21 protein-coding genes are annotated in these 19,047 nt (G+C 45.6%); 4 read left to right on the plus strand and 17 right to left on the minus strand.

Going from position 1 to position 19,047, the window contains the following annotated elements:
• Positions 1-41: 41 nt before the first annotated feature.
• Positions 42-407, minus strand: coding sequence for a hypothetical protein (locus IGJ01_RS15980; protein ID WP_005233306.1), 366 nt, complete (start codon positions 405-407; stop codon positions 42-44).
• Between the two features lie 163 nt (positions 408-570).
• On the opposite strand from IGJ01_RS15980, the gene IGJ01_RS15985 reads away from it, so the two are divergent.
• Complete coding sequence (locus IGJ01_RS15985) at positions 571-903, plus strand: helix-turn-helix domain-containing protein (RefSeq protein WP_005230670.1); 333 nt, start codon at positions 571-573, stop codon at positions 901-903.
• Between the two features lie 5 nt (positions 904-908).
• Complete coding sequence (locus IGJ01_RS15990) at positions 909-1,385, plus strand: ImmA/IrrE family metallo-endopeptidase (protein ID WP_034858679.1); 477 nt, start codon at positions 909-911, stop codon at positions 1,383-1,385.
• A 69-nt stretch (positions 1,386-1,454) separates the two neighbouring features.
• Here IGJ01_RS15990 and IGJ01_RS15995 read toward each other — a convergent pair whose 3' ends face one another.
• From IGJ01_RS15995 to IGJ01_RS16015, 5 genes are all read right to left on the minus strand, one after another.
• On the minus strand, positions 1,455-2,267 hold the full coding sequence (locus tag IGJ01_RS15995) for a metallophosphoesterase family protein (protein ID WP_016620314.1): 813 nt from the start codon (positions 2,265-2,267) through the stop codon (positions 1,455-1,457).
• 4 nt (positions 2,268-2,271) lie between these two features.
• Positions 2,272-3,054 (minus strand): phosphonate ABC transporter, permease protein PhnE, encoded by a 783-nt coding sequence (phnE, locus tag IGJ01_RS16000; protein ID WP_005230666.1) that lies wholly within the window; start codon positions 3,052-3,054, stop codon positions 2,272-2,274.
• Positions 3,051-3,830 carry a phosphonate ABC transporter, permease protein PhnE gene (gene phnE, locus IGJ01_RS16005; protein WP_008380208.1) on the minus strand — a complete coding sequence of 260 codons (780 nt, stop codon included), beginning with the start codon at positions 3,828-3,830 and terminating at the stop codon, positions 3,051-3,053. Before phnE (IGJ01_RS16005) ends, phnE (IGJ01_RS16000) begins: the two co-directional genes overlap by 4 nt.
• Complete coding sequence (phnC, locus tag IGJ01_RS16010; protein ID WP_005230661.1) at positions 3,802-4,593, minus strand: phosphonate ABC transporter ATP-binding protein; 792 nt, start codon at positions 4,591-4,593, stop codon at positions 3,802-3,804. Before phnC ends, phnE (IGJ01_RS16005) begins: the two co-directional genes overlap by 29 nt.
• Positions 4,594-4,753: 160 nt before the next feature.
• Positions 4,754-5,683, minus strand: a complete 930-nt coding sequence (locus IGJ01_RS16015; RefSeq protein ID WP_086372412.1) for a phosphate/phosphite/phosphonate ABC transporter substrate-binding protein — start codon at positions 5,681-5,683, stop codon at positions 4,754-4,756.
• A gap of 196 nt (positions 5,684-5,879) precedes the next feature.
• On the opposite strand from IGJ01_RS16015, the gene IGJ01_RS16020 reads away from it, so the two are divergent.
• Entirely contained in the window at positions 5,880-6,551 is a 672-nt protein-coding gene (locus IGJ01_RS16020) for a cyclic nucleotide-binding domain-containing protein (protein ID WP_430601249.1), read from the plus strand.
• Positions 6,552-6,738: 187 nt separating this feature from the next.
• Here IGJ01_RS16020 and IGJ01_RS16025 read toward each other — a convergent pair whose 3' ends face one another.
• The 7 genes from IGJ01_RS16025 to IGJ01_RS16055 form a co-directional block, all read right to left on the minus strand.
• Complete coding sequence (locus IGJ01_RS16025; RefSeq protein ID WP_086372413.1) at positions 6,739-8,610, minus strand: beta-glucoside-specific PTS transporter subunit IIABC; 1,872 nt, start codon at positions 8,608-8,610, stop codon at positions 6,739-6,741.
• Positions 8,611-8,747: 137 nt separating this feature from the next.
• Positions 8,748-9,590: a BglG family transcription antiterminator LicT gene (gene licT / locus IGJ01_RS16030; RefSeq protein WP_005233287.1), complete on the minus strand. Its 843-nt coding sequence runs from the start codon at positions 9,588-9,590 to the stop codon at positions 8,748-8,750.
• A 278-nt stretch (positions 9,591-9,868) separates the two neighbouring features.
• A complete protein-coding gene (rarD, locus tag IGJ01_RS16035; RefSeq protein WP_301389106.1) occupies positions 9,869-10,774 on the minus strand; it encodes an EamA family transporter RarD in 906 nt (301 codons plus the stop codon).
• A 156-nt stretch (positions 10,775-10,930) separates the two neighbouring features.
• On the minus strand, positions 10,931-12,367 hold the full coding sequence (locus IGJ01_RS16040) for an MDR family MFS transporter (RefSeq protein ID WP_301389108.1): 1,437 nt from the start codon (positions 12,365-12,367) through the stop codon (positions 10,931-10,933).
• Entirely contained in the window at positions 12,364-12,804 is a 441-nt protein-coding gene (locus IGJ01_RS16045) for a MarR family winged helix-turn-helix transcriptional regulator (protein WP_301389110.1), read from the minus strand. Before IGJ01_RS16045 ends, IGJ01_RS16040 begins: the two co-directional genes overlap by 4 nt.
• Positions 12,805-12,953: 149 nt before the next feature.
• Positions 12,954-13,940, minus strand: a complete 987-nt coding sequence (locus IGJ01_RS16050) for a tRNA dihydrouridine synthase (protein WP_005230648.1) — start codon at positions 13,938-13,940, stop codon at positions 12,954-12,956.
• 146 nt (positions 13,941-14,086) lie between these two features.
• Complete coding sequence (locus IGJ01_RS16055) at positions 14,087-14,647, minus strand: TIGR00730 family Rossman fold protein (RefSeq protein ID WP_008380221.1); 561 nt, start codon at positions 14,645-14,647, stop codon at positions 14,087-14,089.
• Positions 14,648-14,733: 86 nt separating this feature from the next.
• On the opposite strand from IGJ01_RS16055, the gene IGJ01_RS16060 reads away from it, so the two are divergent.
• On the plus strand, positions 14,734-15,075 hold the full coding sequence (locus IGJ01_RS16060) for a MazG nucleotide pyrophosphohydrolase domain-containing protein (RefSeq protein ID WP_034872892.1): 342 nt from the start codon (positions 14,734-14,736) through the stop codon (positions 15,073-15,075).
• A 150-nt stretch (positions 15,076-15,225) separates the two neighbouring features.
• Here the strand turns inward: IGJ01_RS16060 and IGJ01_RS16065 are convergent, their stop codons facing one another.
• The 4 genes from IGJ01_RS16065 to ribH all read right to left on the minus strand — a co-directional run bounded on the left by IGJ01_RS16065 (position 15,226) and on the right by ribH (position 19,034).
• Positions 15,226-16,239 (minus strand): ABC transporter substrate-binding protein, encoded by a 1,014-nt coding sequence (locus tag IGJ01_RS16065; RefSeq protein ID WP_005233274.1) that lies wholly within the window; start codon positions 16,237-16,239, stop codon positions 15,226-15,228.
• Complete coding sequence (locus IGJ01_RS16070) at positions 16,232-17,014, minus strand: ABC transporter ATP-binding protein (protein ID WP_005233273.1); 783 nt, start codon at positions 17,012-17,014, stop codon at positions 16,232-16,234. Before IGJ01_RS16070 ends, IGJ01_RS16065 begins: the two co-directional genes overlap by 8 nt.
• A gap of 4 nt (positions 17,015-17,018) precedes the next feature.
• Positions 17,019-18,092, minus strand: a complete 1,074-nt coding sequence (locus IGJ01_RS16075) for a FecCD family ABC transporter permease (protein WP_005233272.1) — start codon at positions 18,090-18,092, stop codon at positions 17,019-17,021.
• Between the two features lie 468 nt (positions 18,093-18,560).
• Complete coding sequence (gene ribH / locus IGJ01_RS16080; protein WP_005233264.1) at positions 18,561-19,034, minus strand: 6,7-dimethyl-8-ribityllumazine synthase; 474 nt, start codon at positions 19,032-19,034, stop codon at positions 18,561-18,563.
• Positions 19,035-19,047: the final 13 nt, after the last annotated feature.

Consider the following 19,047-nt stretch of genomic DNA (forward strand, 5'->3'; position numbering starts at 1 on the left):
GAAAAAAAACTGCTTATTGATGGATAAGCAGTTTTTTTCTATTAGCCAACGGCTGAATGTTGCTTCTCTTCACGCGCCACAGGCACTTGATTCCCTCGCTGTAATTCTTTCAGCACCTGGTTTTCTGCCCGCAATAAATCCCTTTCGCTTTGGGCAGTAGCAAGCTTTCCTTGATAGACCAAGACTTCTTCTTGGTAGGTTTTGGCGGTCTTTTGGACTTCTTCTTCTAACTGATCGATTTTATGGGTCAATTCTTGATTGATCTGTTCATATTTTAGGTAAAGCTTTTGGGCATTTTCGATATTCGTTTGTTCCAAATTCGCTTTGCTGGATACTCGGGTAGCCAAATAAGTAAGTACACCAGTAATGAGTGACGGCAAGACAACTGTTACGATCGATGTATCCATGATCCTCCCCCATTCTTTTTGATACGATTCATATCATCTGTTTCCAGTATAAAAGATACGATTCGTATCGTCAACTGATGTGATATTTTTTATATCAAATAATACAAAAATAGATACAAATTATATCCAACGTGCTATACTACAAAAAAGGAGGCGATCACTCATGCTTGGCGAAAGGCTAAGAACACTCAGACTACGAACCAACCAAACCCAACAGCAGATCGCAGATCAGCTAGGGATCACCCGCGCAGCGTATTCGCATTTCGAAAATGATCGTAACGAACCCGATGGCGAGACCATCGTCAAACTCGCGGAGATTTTTCAAGTATCCACCGATTTTTTATTAGGCAGACAAGTCCCGGCAGGCTTTACGCCGCCCTCTGCAAAAGTTCAAACCGTTGCGGCCCATATTGATGATGACGTCACCGATGAGCAGATGGAAGATATCCTCAGCTACATTGAATTTATAAAACAGCGGCACGCCCAAAAGGAATGATGGAAATGGATAAAGTAGAAGAACTGATGGCCGCCTACCCAGACTTGCACTTTATTTTCGATAAAAATATGCCTGATGGTCAGCAAGGATTGTACATCGATCACCATATTTACTTGAACCCTGACCAATCACAAGAAGACCTCTTGAGCACCATCGGTGAAGAAATCGGTCATTATTTGACCAGTGCTGGCGACATTACCGCCCAAGACACCAACGAAAAACGCAAACAAGAACGCAAAGCCCGTGACATTGGTTCTGCGATCGTGGTCACGCCCTATGATATCATCGCTTGTTTTGAAGAAGGCTGCAAAACGTTGGCGGCATGCGCTGATTTTTTAGGTGTCCCCCCACAAACCTTCAAAGACGCAGTCACCTATTATGCTCGCCGCTTTGACGGTATCAAAACCGAAGAAAACTATACCTTGTTTTTCCATATCGACGGCACGATTGAAGTTGTCAAAACCTTTGGCAATCAAGGTTAAGCCTTTTTTGCACAAAAACAGACGTTCCTTTCCTGCTGCTAAATTCAGCGTTGACGGAACGTCTGTTTTTTATCCTTGCATGTTGACCCGCATCAATACGCGGTTCGGTCGATAGTTTTCTGAGGATTGATGAACCAGCGCGCCTTCCTCAAAACGATACAAATTGTATCCATAGCGTTCTTCAAAACGGACCATCCCCTCGCCTTCATCTTCCCCGACAAACGACATACTTGCCACAGTATAGTAAGGAATCCCTGCGATCGTTCCCGTAAATGCATGATGGGTATGTCCACTGAGAATACAAGAGATCTGATACTGCTGCAATAATGCCACCAAACGATTGGCACCGGCCCATGCCGGCGTGCTTGCTTGATAAGGCAACAAATGATGGTGCGTCACAAAGATGATCTTTTTCTCTTTGAGCTGCGCCAGCGTGGCTTGCAGCCATTCAAACTGTCGCTCATCTACGATACCGTCGGCATAGCCGTAACAGGAATTATCGAAAGTCACGACCGCCAATGTCTCCGTTTCATAGACTTGATTAAAAGGTGTATCACTGGCCGTTTCTACTGACTTGCCTTGCCAGCCTTGGCGAAAATGCCGTTTAATATCATGATTGCCTAGCGTTACTACGATCGGCACTGAGCCAAAGGCTTTTTCTAGATAATGCTTCAAAGAGGCATAATCGGCAGGCGCGCCATCTTCGGTCAAATCACCGCTGATCACCACCAAATCAATCGCCCCTCGCGCCTTGGCATCTTGGATACACTCTTCAAGAGGAATCAAGGGATTTTGCATAGCTGCCAGCATTCCTTGATACCCTTCTTCACAAGGCAGGTAACTTTCTCGAAAATGGATATCTGATATATGCAATACATTCATAGGTTTATCTCAATTTCTTTCTGATGATTCCAGTCAACTGGTCTAATAAGAAGACGGTCACAACGACGCCCAACAAAATAATACTTACCTTGCTCCAGGTTCTGGTTTGAATAGCAAAAATCAATGGTGCACCGATCCCGCCGGCACCGACTAACCCTAACGTTGCCGCACTGCGGACCGCAATTTCAAAATGATTCAACGCAAAGGAACTATAGATGGGTGCTAAATAAGGAACCCGCACGAAAAACATCGTTTGCCAAAAGTTGGCACCGACTGCTTGCATCTCTTCCGTCAAGCGCTCATCCATGGCTTCCATTTCTTCCGTGAACAGCTTGCCCAGCATACCGATCTGGTGGACACCGATCGCCATAACCCCAGCGAAAGGTCCCGGACCTACCACACGGACAAAAATAATCGCATAAACTAGCTCTGGAAATGCCCGCAAGATATTGCAGATCATTTTGCCGATCTTCGCGACCCACGGCGCAGAAGACCATAGGTTGGCGGCACTCAGCAAGGTCACCGGTATCGCGCAGACTGTTGCGATCATCGTTCCTAGACAAGCGATCCCGATCGTCAGTAACAATAAGCTCCACAGATCCTCCCCGCTACCGTCGTAAAAGAAAGACCAGTCTGGCTGACTCAGCCCTTGCAGGACATCTCTTCCCATCGCTAAGGAAAAAGTACTCAATCCGGAATAATCCAGCGTCGCTGCGGATAATGCCAGTAAGATAGCAAAGAGTCCCCATAACAGCCAAGTCGTTTTCTTCACTTCTCTGATCATCATAGGAATGACCTCCTTACCCGCTCACTTAGAAAATCAACGATCGCTACCGTTAACAAAATCGTCAAGATAATGATCGAGACCCGTTCATAATTCAACAATGCCAATGAGGCGTTCAAGATGACCCCGATCCCGCCGGCACCAACATATCCTAACACCGTCGAAGCTCGAACATTGACTTCAAAGGCATAAAAAGTATAGCTGGCAAACTGGCTGATGACTTGAGGTATGATCGCCCAAACAGTCACTTGAAATTTATTTGCCCCTACCGCCGCCGCTGCTTCGATTGGCGCAAAATCAATGGTTTCGATCGCTTGGAACATCAGCTGTGAAACCATCCCAAAGGTAAAGACCGCGATGGTCAAAACACCAGTGGCTTCACCGATCCCAAAAATCGCTACGAACAATGCCGCCAACAATAAATTGGGGATCGTCCGCACCAGACCTAAGAGAAAACGCATCGGCACAGAGACCCACCGGCTTTCTGTCACGACTGTCGTCGCCAACAGACTCACCGGTATCGCTGCGACTACTCCTAAAACGGTGCCTAAAAAGGACATCTGCAATGTCTTGATCAAGGGCATCATCAGTTGTGGTAAATAACTAAAATCCGGATGCAAAAAGCGAGCCATGAAAGCCGTCATCTGGCTTCGATTCGACCACACTTGGGCAAAATCAGCCCCCGTGATCCAGGCACTGCTTTGAAAAAAGAGCAGCAATAAAAGAATCAGCAGCAGGTGTTTGTACCAATTAAAATGAACTGTTTCTTTCAGTTTCATCGATTTCTCCTGCCTTTTCTTCAAAAATTGCTTTCCCATAGATTTGTTCTAAACGCTGATCCGTCAAAGCGGCTGCGTTGCCGTCAAAAACGATTGCACCTGCTTTTAAGGCAATGATCCTTGTCGCATACTGACGAGCCAAGGGAATCGAATGCAGATTGATGACAATCGTTTTGCCCATTTCTTGATTGATCTTCTTCAGATCCTCCATCACTTTCTCTGTCGTGATGGGATCTAGCGATGCCACGGGTTCATCTGCTAAAATCACTGGTGCTTGTTGGACCAAGGCACGGGCGATGGATACCCGCTGCTGTTGCCCACCACTCAACTGGTCGCTTCTCGTTTGCAGTTTGTCTGACAAGCCGACAGTCGCTAGTGCTTCTTTCGTTCTTTCGTAGTCTTCTTTCGTAAACAACCCTAAAATACTTTTCCATGTCCCGTAATACCCCAAACGACCAGATAGCACATTCTTTTGGACAGTACTACGTTTGACCAAATTGAAGCTTTGGGAGATCAATCCGATTTGTCGGCGAATCAAGCGCAATTCTTTTTTATTGGCTTTCGTGACTGATTTGCCATCTACCCGGATATCTCCTTCAGTGATTGGCACTAAGCGATTGATCGAGCGCAAAAAGGTACTCTTACCAGCACCGCTCAAACCAATGATTGCCACAAATTCTCCTTGTTCAATCGTTACATCTATGTTCTGTAATCCTTTGACCCCATTCGGGTAGACTTTGGATACATTCTCAAAAGTTATCATCTGTCTTCTCCATTATGTAGGGACCGCGGCAAAGTTTCCCCAATCGGTCACGGTCTATCTCACTAAAAAATGCACTGATACTGCGTATTCCACCTATTCCCCTAGTAAATCGCTGCACATCTCCGTGTCCCGTTATCCTTCTACCGCAATCCCTGATTTTTTACTCTGCTGCTCGTTTAGTATAGTCGCGAATGGTATCGTAAGCAGAATCAGCTGCTTCTTCATACCCTTGGTGTCCCCACAAGCTCATTGCTTCGGCGCCTTCTTCATCGTCTGCCATATTCAAGAACACTTCTTTGATCTGCTCTTTTAGTTCAGCATCCATCGTCGGTTGAACGGCAATGGCGTCATTCGGGATGTCCCCTTCGGTTAAGTAAAGAACTTTTAGATCTTCGAATAAATCGTTATCTGGGAAGCTTGACGCAAAGACATTCCGTGCCCCTTGAAACACAAAGGCGGCATCCATCTGACCATTCAAGACTGCAGTGATCTCACTTGGAATATCGTTCACCGTCGTTAATGTAGCATCCGTCGTTGGATCAACTCCTGCATCTTTCAACTCGGCAACTGGGTAAATATAGCCGCTGGCAGAGTTCGGACTCAATGTAGCGATTTTTTTCCCTTTTAAGTCCGTCAATTCTGTCATATCGCTATCCGCACGTACCAAGATCTCCCCTTTGAAGGTATTGGTTTTTTCGCCTTCTAATGGCAAGCCGGTCTCTGGATCATAGGCACCTAATTGAGAAGTCAAAATCGCTTCTGCTGCATCCATATCTTTGGCTTGAACATAAGCGGCTGGCGGCATGATCCCTAAATCAACTTGTCCAGAAGCCATCGCTTCTACGATCGTCGAATAATCCGTTGCTAACGTTACTTCTACTTCACGGTCTAATTTTTTTGATAAATACTCAGCAAACGGTTTTGCTTTGGCTTGCATCGAGCCGTCATTATTGGTCGGTACGAATTGTACCACCAGCTTTTCTTTTTCGGCTGCGGCACTGCTGTCGCTGCTGCTCCCATTCCCACAGCCGGTCAATGCTGCAACTAACGCAATTCCTAACATCCCTTTAACAATTCGTTTCAATGGCATTTTTTCTCCTCCTAATGGTTTGAAGCTTTCTTACATTCAAATCATACCAAGTATCCCTTCAAAATGAAGTGACACATGTCCTATTTTACCTTATTTTTACATACAATTTACATTAGTTTTTATTTATCGTTCGTGTTGAGTCAAAAGGGGAACTAAGCTATACTTAAAGAAAACCATTCAGGAGTGGCTGATTCCCATGAAAAAAATCGATGATACCGCACGCCTCAGTAATTACATTGACACATACGATCTGCAATCTTATATGGACAATGATTTGTTAGCGATGGCCACTTTGCATTCCTTTGAAAAAGAAGAGCACCTGATTCGAACGGGCACGCCTTCTGAATACTTGTATTTTCTCGTGGAAGGAACCGTGATGGTCTATTCCTTCTCTTCGGATACCCAAACGATTTGTATTGATTACGCCAAGCCGGCTGCACCTTTAGGGGAAGCTTCCTCTTTATGGGAACTCTTGCCGAAAAGCAGTGTCAAAGCCGCTTCTGCTTGCGTCTGCGTCTGCATCCCTTTGAATCGCTACCGCAGCACCTTGCAACAAGACGTCCGCTTTTTGCAAACCATCTGTCAGTTGCTCAGTTCCCGCTTGAATTCGGGGATCAACTTAGCGAATTCATTGACGGAACCTGTAGAGACACGGTTGGCCAAATTTATTCTTGCGCATCAAGAAAACCAACACTTTTCCTTTCAGTTAACCACCTGTGCCGCAATCTTGAATGTCAGCTATCGCCACCTGCTGCGAACCTTTACCAGCTTTCGTGAAGACAAGCTGATCGAAAAACAAAAACAGGGCTATGCAATTCTCGATTTCCCCGCTTTAGAGTCGCTTGCCGGAAATTTAAGCCATGTATAAGGAGCAGCCCATAAGAATGTTCGGATTTTCCCTGAGTACGCGTTCCTGCTGTTGGTCTTGCCCTTAACTAGCGCTGTGACAAGCATTCTCCACCGAAGAAGGCAAGCGAGACCGGCAACTGCGCCTTATTTTCTTACAAAAAACCCGATCCTTGCTGATATTCAGTCGAGGATCGGGTTTCTTTTGCTTATTTTACGATGGCTAAGAAGTCTTCTCCTTGCAAGACATCGGTTTGATTCATATCCATCACATCTAAATATTGCGGCGTATTCGTCACAACGATTGGTGTAATCGTGGATAAGCCGGCAGCTTTGATCGTATCTAGATCAAACTTCACCAACAAATCACCGCGTTTGACTTGATCGTCTTGTTTAACAAAGACCTCAAAGCCTTTGCCATCTAGTTCCACGGTATCCATACCAATATGCATCAAGACTTCTGCTCCATCCGTAGTGGTCAAACCAACAGCATGGCCGGTAGGAAAGAGCGTCGTGATGGTGCCATCTGCCGGCGCATACAAAGCCCCGACGGTCGGTTCGATGGCGATGCCTTTTCCTAATGCACCAGAAGAAAAGACTTGGTCTTTGACTTCTGCTAAGGGAACCACTTTGCCTTCTAACGGACTACTGAGGATCACTCGTTCTTTAGACGAACTATCTGTGGGTGCTGCTGGCTCTTTTGCTGGTGCTGCACTGGCTTCGGTTGCTGGCTGATCTTCAAAACGTAAGAAGAAGGTCAAGACAAACGCGGCGCCAAAAGCGATAGCCGTTCCGATTGAAGCTGCGATCAGACCACTTAGATCTTTCGTATCTTGTGGGATAAAGGAAGGAAGACTTAGTAAGCTGACTAACCCAAAGGTATAGTTTTCGACTTGGCTGAAGCCGATGAAGGCTCCCCCGATGGCACCACTGATACACGCGGCGATAAATGGTTTTTTCAATGGCAAGGTTACCCCATACACCGTCGGTTCTGTGATCCCAAAAATTGAGGTGATCGTTGAAGAAAGGGCCAAGCCTTTCAATTTCACATTTTTTGTCATAAAGAACACTGCTAGCGCTGCACCACCTTGAGAAAGGACAGCTGGCAACAGCATTGGTACCATGGTATCGACACCGGTTTGACTGAGATTCAACATGATGATCGGCACAAAGCCCCAGTGCATGCCAAACATCACAAAGACTTGCCATAAACCACCCATAACAGCACCAGCGATCAGTGGGCTGAAGTGGTAAATGCTGTCGTAAGCACTACCTAACAAGTTTCCTAAAATCGTTCCTAGTGGACCGACGACAATAAAGGTCAATGGCGCCATGATCAAGAAGACCGCTAAAGGTACACAGATGATCTGTAAGAAGCTAGGAATGACTTTTTTAAAGAAACGCTCCACATAGCTTTGTAAAAAGACCGCTAAAATAATCGGAATGACTGAAGACGTATAAGCACTAGCACCAATAATGACCGGTAAGCCTAAGAAACTCAAGGTTTGTCCAGCCAAAGCGGTAATGTCTGGATGAACCAACGCCATCGCTAAGGAAACCGCTAGAAATTCATTGGTGCGAAACTTTTTCGCTGCAGTAAAAGCCAACATCACTGGTAAATAGGTAAACAACCCATCGGCAATCGCATACAATACGGTGTAGACCCCAGAATCAGCTGCTAACCAATTCAAGGTGACTGCCAGCGTCAAGAATCCTTTTAAGACCCCGGCACCTGCCATTGCGCCTAAAAACGGCGTGAAGATCGACGAAATAATATCCACCAGTTGATTCAACAGGTTGCCTTTGTCGCCTTTGCTGTCTGCTTCACCATCGAAGTTCGCTACTCCATTCAATTCACGGTAAACGTCGCTGACATGACTGCCGATCACCACTTGGTATTGTCCGCCGCTTTGAACGACTTGGATCACGTCGTCGTCTTGATTCAAGCGTGCCGTATCCGCTTTGTTCTCATCTTTTAATTTGAAACGCAAGCGGGTCGCACAATGCACCACGCTATTGACATTTTCTTTGCCGCCCACCGCATCGAGGACGCGAACGGCAATTTCTTTATTTGAACTCATTTTTTCAACACTCCTTTTTTAATAAAAAAACCCAGATTGAAAAAACGACCGTCCAACGAGTCTTTTCCTCGCTGACTGTTGTCTTTTCAATCTGGGTATTGCCTGCCTGACAGTAACAATCCGTTAATGATTGAATGTTAATTGGTTTGATCATTGACGACACGTTCGATATGGATCGTTAAGTAGATCATTTCTGATTCACCGATCGATTTGTCGTAGGTTTTGATCAAATATTCGTTGATCCGTTGAACCGTTTGAAACGCTTTAGGGTACTTCGATTGCACAAGGGCAAATAAAAATTCATCTTTTTCCCCCGAAAGTTCATCGCTTAAATAGCGCTGCGCAAAATACTGTAAATGCGTGGTGATCCGTTGATAGTTCAAGGAATCTGGGTTAAAGACTCGTCCATAAAAACGACTGATGATCGCCAATACGTCACGAACGATCTCTACCGCTTGCATCGTGGTTTCCATCGTACCATTTGCTTGTTCGCTATTGACGATATGAAAGGCGATAAAGCCAATTTCCGATTCCGGCAATGAAATCCCGAAGACTTTTTCAAAATAAGCAACGGCATCTGCTGCAACCGCATACTCTTTCGGATAAAATTTGCGGGTCTCAAACAACAATGGATTCGGCAGCTCAATGCCTTCACGTGCCCGAACTAGCGCATAATGGATATGATCGGTCAGTGTCAAATAAATATTTGGCGACAGCTCGATCCCCAATGACGCTTCTGCATCATCCACCACTTGCTTGACGGCTTCGACTTCTTCCACAGGAATGTCTGAAAACAATTGCTGAAACTGATTTGCGGTAAACGTATCCTTTAACACAAATTCTTTTTCGACAAAGGCTTCATCCACTGGATCGCCGACCTTCTTCTTAAACGCAATGCCACGACCCATATAGATCACTTCCTGACCGGCATCATTGGTCGAGATGACGACATTATTATTTAATATTTTCCCAATAACCATCGTTTTCCCTCACTCCAAAATAAAAAAACCTAGAATCTCCCCATTAGCGCGCTACGGTCAATTCTGGTTTTGCCTGCCGAACAGTAACAATCCTTGTAACTGAAAGAATAATAACACACCCCTGTGGCAGATTCAACCCTTTTCAATCAGAATTTCTGCAACGTGCTTTTCCTTTGTTATACCATTGAACAATTCTCCTTGCAACATCCTTCACTATCTAAATTGAGTTGTTTTTTAATAAAAAAAGGAACGGCTCAGCTGCAGCCATTCCTGATGTATCAGAGTTGCTTTCTTTGCTGTCCCATGCGCCGCTCTTTCATAGCCGTGCCTAACGTACCATAGGTGAAGACCGCGATCCCTAGCCAAATAAACGCAAAGGCGGAAAATTGGGCCAGTGAATAGGTTTCGTGAAACAAAAAGATGGCCAACAAAAGCATGATCGTCGGGTTGACGTATTGAATAAACCCAAGCGTAATGTAAGAAACATTTTTCGCGGCTTCCGCAAACAGCAACAGCGGAATAGCCGTCACGATCCCGGCACCCATCAATAAGAGATTGGTTTGCAAGGGATAATTCATAAAGCCGACGCTTGAAAATCCTAAAATATACACGAGCGCAAAGGGAAAAATCACCATCGTCTCGATCGTTAACCCAGTGACGGAACTAATAGGGATTCTTTTTTTGATCAAGCCATACGTACTAAAGGAAAAGGCCATGATCAGTGAGGCATAAGGAATCGTTCCTGTTTGAATCGACAATAAGATTACCCCGATACTTGCCAGCAGACACGCCAGCATGCCAGTACGACTAAGTCGTTCCTTCAAAAAAACGGTTGCTAACAAGACATTGACTAGCGGATTGATGTAATAGCCTAAGCTGGCTTGCATCACGTGGCCCGCACTCACCGCGAAGATAAAAGTGAACCAGTTGATGGAAATCAGCACAGACGCTAAAACGATCAGTCCAGCAAATGCTTTGTTCTTCCACAGCAGACGCGCTTCTTGTAAAAATTGCGTTTTCTTCCCGGAAAGCACGATAAACAACACCATAAAAACAAAGGACCACACGATTCGGTAGCACATCGTGGCTAACGGGGAAACCCCAACGATTATTTTCCAATATAGTGTGACCAAGCCCCATAATACATAGGCAGACAACCCAAAATAAACGCCTTTATTCTTCATTTTATCCCTGATTTTTTTCCTTGAAAGCAAGTCTTTCCTGAAAAAAAATACTCCTCCTAAACCATAAGTTATCTTATTATATCGAATTTTTTGGTTTTTCATAGAGTTTCATGAAATAAATCAAGAAAAGCACCCTTCAAAGAAAGGTGCCCCTCTTTATTCCAGCGGTTCTTCCGCACCTTCCAGCCACACGGCTTCTGGTTTCTGATCTCGAATCAAAAATAGCCCCGTTGCAAACAGCAGACCAGAAGCGATCGTCATCAATAAGAAAGAAACATTCATCCCATGAAGCAGTGCACTCGTCCCCGTTAAGGTCGTGCTGTTTTGCGCCACACTATTCATGATCCCGACAAATAATGCTGTACCGATAGCGCCTGCCACCGTTCGCAAAGAAGTCAATAATGCTGTTCCATGCGCCGTCAACTGCGGCGGAATATTTTTATTTCCCCACGTCACGAAGGGCATCAACAAACAGCCTGTGGCGGCACAGCGCAGCATGTTCAAAACCACTGCTACCCAAATACCCGTGTGCATATGGATAAAATACATGCCGATGTTGCTCAAGACCAGTGAGCCGCCGCCAAAAAGCGTCAACAGACGGATGCCGACTTTGTCATAGATTCGCCCAGCCACGGGACTTAAGAAAGCCGAGACCAGAGAGCCTGGCAAAACGACTAATCCCGAGATCGTCGCTGATTTGCCTAAAATCGACTGCACGTATAGCGGCATCAGCATCGCCGAACCCATCAAGACCAAGTAAAGCATGATACTGCCAAAGACACTGATGGCATACTCTTTTGTTTTTAAGACCCGCAGATCCAAAAATGGAGTTTCCGCTCTTAACTGACGGAAGACAAAGAAGATCCCTGCTACCAAACCGAGCCCTAAGGTTCCTAAAACGGGTAAGCTGAAAAAGCCATAGCTGCCGATATTGCCAAAGCCTAAAGTAATCCCACCAAAGGCGAAGGCACTCAAAACAAAAGAGGTCTGATCAAATTTGCTGTTGCTTACTGGCAACACATCATCAAAAACCTTTATGGCCCAAATCAATGAGATCAAAACAATCACGGCAACGATATAAAAAATTGCATGCCAGTTCAACCGGTCCACGATCAGCCCGGCGATCGTCGGTGCGATCACGGGTGCCGCGGTGATTGAGAGTCCATACCAGCCCATCACGACACCGATGCGATTGATCGGATAGATCGATAAGAGGATCACTTGTGCCATCGCGGTCAAGATTCCATTGCCTACGGCCTGCAAAATACGAGCAAGCATCATGACTAGAAAATTGGGTGCTGTGGCACAAAGCAGCAAACCCACCAGAGCGATTCCTAATGCAGCGAGATAGAGCTTCTTGGTTGGCACACGATTCATAAGATATGCCGTCAAGGGCATAACGATCGCCATTGCCAAAGAATACCCGCTAGTCAGCCATTGGCCCGTAGTGACGGAAATCTGCAAGTCATTGACGATGGCGGGTAAAGCCGTCGTCAATGCGGTCGCCAACATGGATACGGCAATACATGTAATCATTAAATTAATAAAAATCAGCGTCCGCTGACGTTCCGTTCGTTGGACTGTTTCACTCAATCAATGTCCGCCTCCTTCTCAAGATAAAACTGTTCGATTTTTGCTAAGGCTTGACCAAAGGCTTGTTTTTCTTCTGCCGTCAAATAGGTCAACATTTCTTGGTGCGCCTTGCTGCGTTTTTCTTTCATTCGCTGTGCCTCTTCCTTGCCTGCTTCTGTCAGCGAAATCAAATGGCTGCGTTTATCTTTCGGATCGACTTCTTTTTGGATCAGCCCTTTTTCAGCCAGTTTCTTTAGTAGTTCGCCAGTGGATGTCGAACGAATCGCTAAATACGCGGCGAGATCTTTTTGGGTCAACGTGCCTTTTTCGTCCAATACCAGCAAACAATTGAACTGCCCCCGTCCCGGCATAAAGCGTCCATACTTTTGTTCCGCATACCGCCGATTTAATTTATACACTTCAAACAATCGTTCCACGATTTCTTGTTCGGAAACCATCGACCTTCAGCTCCTTTCGCCTCTTCACTATTTAGATAGGTACCTAGTTAAAAGTCCGCTCTCCATTTTACATAGGTACCTATCTATTGTCAAGTAAGGATTGACAATAGAGCGGGTACAGCAACCAAAAACAAAAAAAGCATTGAAACTTACGCTTCAATACTTTCCTCGTGGTTCTTTTTCTCCGCAAACTCTGCCAGCAGTTGCCGAACTTCATCCGTTGATTTGGTATTCATCAATTTTGCTCGCAAATCACTGGCTCCTGGGAAGCCTTTGACATAGATTTTAAAGAAACGATGCAATCCTGCGATCGAGCGTGGCACCATTTTGGCGTAATGATCCTGTAAGTCTAATTGCAGCTGTAGCAAGCCTAATAGCTCTTCTGAGGTATGCTCTTTCGGTTCTTTTTCAAAGGCATAGGGATTCTTGAAAATACCCCGACCGATCATGATTCCGTCTACGCCATATTTTTCTGCTAGCTCTAAACCTTTGGTACGATCAGGGATATCGCCGTTGATCGTCAGCTTCGTTTGTGGGGCGATTCTATCCCGCAAGGCAACCACTTCAGGAATCAATTCCCAATGGGCATCGACCTTGCTCATTTCTTTACGGGTTCGCAAATGGATCGAAAGGTTGGCAATATCCTGTTGTAGGACATGGGTCAACCAGGCTTCCATTTCCCCTAGTTCGGTATAGCCCAAACGCGTCTTGACGCTGACCGGCAAGCCGCCAGCTTTGGCTGCTTGGATCAGCTCAGCAGCAACTTCTGGTCGCAAGATTAAGCCGCTGCCTTTGCCTCGTCCGGCAACGTTTGGCACTGGACAGCCCATATTTAAGTCAATCCCTTTAAAGCCCATCTCGGCTAATCCGATACTCATTTCACGGAAATACTCTGGCTTGTCTCCCCAAATGTGGGCTACCATCGGTTGCTCATCTTCGGTGAAGACTAAACGTCCCCGCACACTGTCGCGTCCTTCTGGATGACAGTAACTATCGGAGTTGGTAAATTCCGTAAAGAAAACATCTGGTGCGCCGGCAGCTTGAACGACATGCCGAAAAACGACATCGGTGACATCTTCCATTGGTGCTAGAATAAAAAAAGGCTTCGGCAATTCAGCCCAAAAATTTGTTGTCATGATTTACGCTCCATTTCTTTGTCCAAGGATCTTATTTTATGACCCCACTTGCAAAACAAACCCCATTATACTAAGAATGCGTCAAAGAAGCAAAAGAGCAAGACGACACCCGCCGGTGCTTCGCCTTGCTCTTTTGCAACAGACGCTTAATACTGCCGAATAACTGGTGGTTCGTAAGCTTGAATAAAGACTTCCAGCTCCTGGGTTGTTTGCGCAAAACCGATTTTTTCGCGATCGGCCTGCGTCAAGAACTCATTTTCCACCATGTTGTCATACAAGGCTCTCGTTGCGCGGTAAAAGTTGTTCACATCATAAAAAGCACAAGGATTCGGGTTTTGACCGATTCTTGACCACGAGATCATCTCCGTGATTTCTTCCAGCGTCCCGGGACCACCTGGCAGTGCGACAAACGCCTGCGACAATTCGAACATTTTTCGTTTTCTTTCTGACATCGTCTCGACGACATGGAGTTCGGTCAATCCAGGATGTGCTAGTTCCCGATCTTTTAAAAAGGTTGGGATCACCCCGATCACCTGACCGCCATTTTCTAAGACAGCATCTGCCAGCACGCCCATCAAGCCCGCTTTTCCGCCGCCATAGACCAGCGTATTTTGCCGTGAAGCGATCCACTGCCCCAATTCTTGGGCGGCTGTTGCAAAACTAGGTTCATTACCGACACTGGCACCACAATAGACTGCAATTTTCATAAAACTCTCCATCATCCTTCTCAATCATTTTGAAATAGTATATCATGATTCTGATAAAGGTTCTGGGAAAGGATGGAAAAAAAATTATGAACATTGAGGAATATCAACGATTTATCAGTGACTTCTACAAAGCCCGCAACTGGTATCAATATGATCCGTTTATTCGGGCGAATTTTTTAGCAGAAGAAGTCGGGGAAGTGAGCCGTGCCATTCGGACATTGGAGATTGGCCGTGACCGTCCCGATGAACAAGAAGGCTTGCCGGAAGAAAAACTGGCAAATCTGACGGAAGAATTGGGCGATGTACTGGATAACTTATTTATTCTCGCCGATAAATACGATATTTCTCTGGAAACAATCATGCAAAAACACAAAGAAAAGCTTTTGTCTCGCTATCAAATGAACCAAGAGACAGAAAAAAACAGCTAACGGGCTACTTGTTGCGTAACGGGCAGCGGCAAAGGTTGCTTTTCCCAAATACAAAAAACCAACGTTTCTGTGGTCAATCGGCCAGTGAAACGTTGATTTTCTTCTATTATATAAAAAGTTGGTTCTCCTTTTTATGGGAATAGGAGGTGTTTATTGTGCCATTTGCTCTACCAGTTCTTCCAAACCAGTCAAGGCTTGGTAGCCGTAGCCAAAGAGATAATTGTAGTCCATGCTGTAGACTTGTTTGTTTTTGATGGCTTTCATGCTAGAGAGTTTGTCGTTTTTGTATAAGCCTTCAATGATTTCTTGGCCGGAAACACTGCCTTCGATCGTTGACCAGTCGCCGACGATCAAGACATCGGGATCCGTTTCGATCAAAGTTTCGACACTGACTTCCCCTGAATAGTCTTGAAACACATTGTTCAGTTTGATCATATCAAAGTTGCTATTGAAAAAAGACTCATCTTGAGCGGCATAGACACTGACAACACTAGGATCAGACATAAAGAGATGGGCAAAGGTTTGCTCTTCTTTGTCTGCTACTTTTTCTTCCAAGGCACTCTGACGATCCTTTAATTCTTTTTCAAAAGCAGCGGCTGCCTCAGGGACATTGAAGAGCTTACCAAGGTTTTCAATGTCTTGATAAACAGAATCAAACGTCGCCCCAGTGACAGAGGTTTCTTGGACATAAGTCGGAATGCCCATCTCGTTCAAGGAATCAACGGTGCCGACGCCCCAATCTTGGTTATCGAAAAGTCCCCCGCGGCCAAAAATCAAATCTGGATCCACACTTAAGGCTGTTTCTTTACTGATATAGTCGCTGCCCAGGTCGTTGAGTTCTGCGTAATCAGCAGCAACTTCCTCATCAGCGGCACCAAAGGTTGCACCGACACCCGCAATCTGATCCTTGAGGCCGAGATGCAGCAGCAATTCCGCTGCTGGTCGTGTGTTGGCAACGACTTTTTTTGGTGCCTCATTAAAGGTTTGATCCTTGGCGGTCCATTGCGTGCCGCCTTCTGCTTTGGTGTAGTTGCTGATGGTTAAGGGATACGTACTTTCTGCCTGTGAGGAAGAAGCCGAAGTTCCTTCATCCTTCGTATTGCCGCAAGCGCTTAATGTAAAGACTGCCAATCCTACCCCAATCATTTTTCCCCATTTATTCATCTGTTTGCTCCTTTTCAAAATAATAATGAAACCCTAATCCGCTTGTGATCGGATGATGGTAAATACTGCATTTCACGCCATAGATTTCTTCGATCAGTTCTTCTGTCAGCAGCGTTTCTGGTTCGCCATACCCTACGACCCGACCATCTTTTAAGGCATAGATAATGTCGCAATAGTTGGCTGCTTGTTCCAAATTATGCAGCGCCGCCAACAAGCCAATCTTCAGATGCTTGACGGTCTCTAAGATTTCCAGCTGGTAACGGATATCCAAATGATTGGTCGGCTCATCGAGAATCATAAATTTCGGTTCTTGGGTGATGGCACGAGCAAGGACGACCCGCTGTTTTTCGCCTCCTGATAATGAGAGGTAGCTGCGTTTTCTGTAGGCACTTAGCCCTGTTTTGGCTAAGGCTTCGGTGACCAGTTCATGGTCGGCTTTGGTGTCTTGTTCCAACAACCCCTTGTGGGGCGTGCGGCCTAAAAGCACCATCTGTTCTACTGTTAAATCAAAGCTCAACTCATTGAATTGACTGACGACGCTGACTTGCTGGGCGACTTTTTTTTCGGAACTTTTCAAAATATTCGTCTCACCCAGATAAATTTCGCCGCTGTCTGGTTTCAACGTTTTGTAGATGGCTTTTAACAACGTGGACTTCCCACTGCCATTAGACCCAATCAAACCGACAAATTGCCCTTGTGCGGTTTGGACGGAGATGTCTTTTAGAATCTGCTGATCCCCGATCGTCAGATTGAGCTTTTCAACTGCCAATTTCATCTCGTCACCCCCCAAAGTTGTATTGTCGTTTGACAATGATATAGATAAAGATCGGTGCGCCAATCAGCGCTGTAATGATCCCGATCGGCAGTTCGACTCCTTGCAGGGTCGAGCGGGCGATCACATCCGCCCAAATCAAAAACAACGCGCCTGTCAAAGCGGTCAAAGGCATCAACAGGCGATGATCCGAGCCGCTGACTCCACGTACGATATGAGGAATGATCAAGCCGACAAAGCCGATCATCCCAGAATTCGCAACGATGATACTAGTTAATAGCGCTGCTAGCAGCATGTAAAAACGCCGATAGAAGGTCAGCTTGACCCCTAAGGTGGAAGCAACTTCATCCCCCAGCAAAAGCGTATTCAAAACACGGTATTGCGTCAGGAAGAACAGCGTGATCAAAGAAACCAGAACCACGATAAAGCCCAATTTGTTCCAAGAAGCCGAGGCTAGGCTGCCCATCGACCAAAACGCTACGGTCTTCATCCCTTCTGCATTGCTAGCCAGATAGATGATCAAGTTTGAAACAGAGCTACATAAGGCACTGACGATCGTCCCCGACAGCACAAGTTTTGTGGAAGTCATTTTCCCACCGATACTGGCAAGCAGCAGCACCAAAATAGTCGCAATCCCCGCTCCTGCAAAGGCGCCAAACGATAAGCCCAGCTGCAAGACTAGCGCCGAGCCGCCAAAACCGACTAAGATGGCAAAGGTCGCCCCTAAGGATGCGCCGGAAGAGATCCCTAGGATATATGGATCTGCCAGCGGATTTTGGACCACTGCCTGCATCACTGCCCCGCTGATCGCTAACCCCATCCCCACAAAAATAGAAAGCAAGACCCGCGGTGCCCGAACAAACCAGACGATATTGATGTTTGCGTCTGAAATGCCTGAAAGATCACCAACCAACCCGTGGCTGATTTTATAGAAGAGAATTTGGTAAACTTCGCCAAGGGTGATATTGGCTTGTCCGTTTGCCAAAGCAACTCCTGCAGATAAGAGAATGGCGACAACTAAAACACAGCAAATGATTGTCGACACCATCCAACGATTTGATTTAATCAACCCTACCGACATGTGATTCTCCTTTATTCAGCACGAACTCCTCTGATTTCACAGCAAAAACAACCTGAGTGTTGCCTCGCCGCCATCATAAAAGAAGCATCTGTGCGTTTTTTCGCTTATAAAAGTTCTTCTCATGAAAAGCGCCAAAGCCATGTGCTACTTTGACATCTATTTGCAAATGAGAATCACTCTCAATGAATAGAGTCATTATAAGGAACCTTTTGTGAAATGTAAATAATTTTCTGAAAATTTCCTTAAATAAGAGTTATTCTAATGTTCGTGATTGATTGGGCATTTTCCTTTCCATTGACCTATCGAAAACACGGTACCCGTGAAGAAGCAAATTCTTCGGCAAAATAATCCAGTTTTTTTAATGATGAAAAAAGACAGACTTCATTTCGTACGAAGTCTGTCTCCAGTCTGAAGCCTATGCTTAGGCAGGCTTGTTCTTGCTAGCTTCCCTTTGTTAGCACGTGAAACCTATGCGTTGCCAAGGATTTGCTGATTCAACGAAATCATCTCCAAAAGACCTTGAGCGGCTTCACTGCCTTTATTGCCGGCTTTGGTTCCCGCTCGTTCAACGGCTTGTTCAATCGTTTCAGTCGTCAATACACCAAACATGATCGGAATGTCGGCATTCAGACCAATTTGGGCTACGCCTTTCGCCACTTCGTTTGAGATCAATTCATAGTGGGTCGTTGCTCCGCGAATCAAGGCACCTAATGTCACGATCCCATCGTATTGTTTGTGGTCAACGATTTTTTTGGTAATATACGGAATCTCATAAGCACCTGGTACCCAATACACATCGATGTTTTCTGCTTTGACTCCATGACGCACCAAATTGTCTTTGGCGCCTTCCACTAACTTGGAAGTGATAAACTCGTTGAATCGTGAAACCACGATCCCTACTTTGACTGCCTCTCCCTGAAACGTTCCTTCAAATACTGTCATCGCTCATTCTCCT

Source organism: Enterococcus sp. AZ089, from assembly GCF_050547225.1.
In the GTDB taxonomy this organism is placed as follows: domain Bacteria; phylum Bacillota; class Bacilli; order Lactobacillales; family Enterococcaceae; genus Enterococcus_D; species Enterococcus_D entomosocium.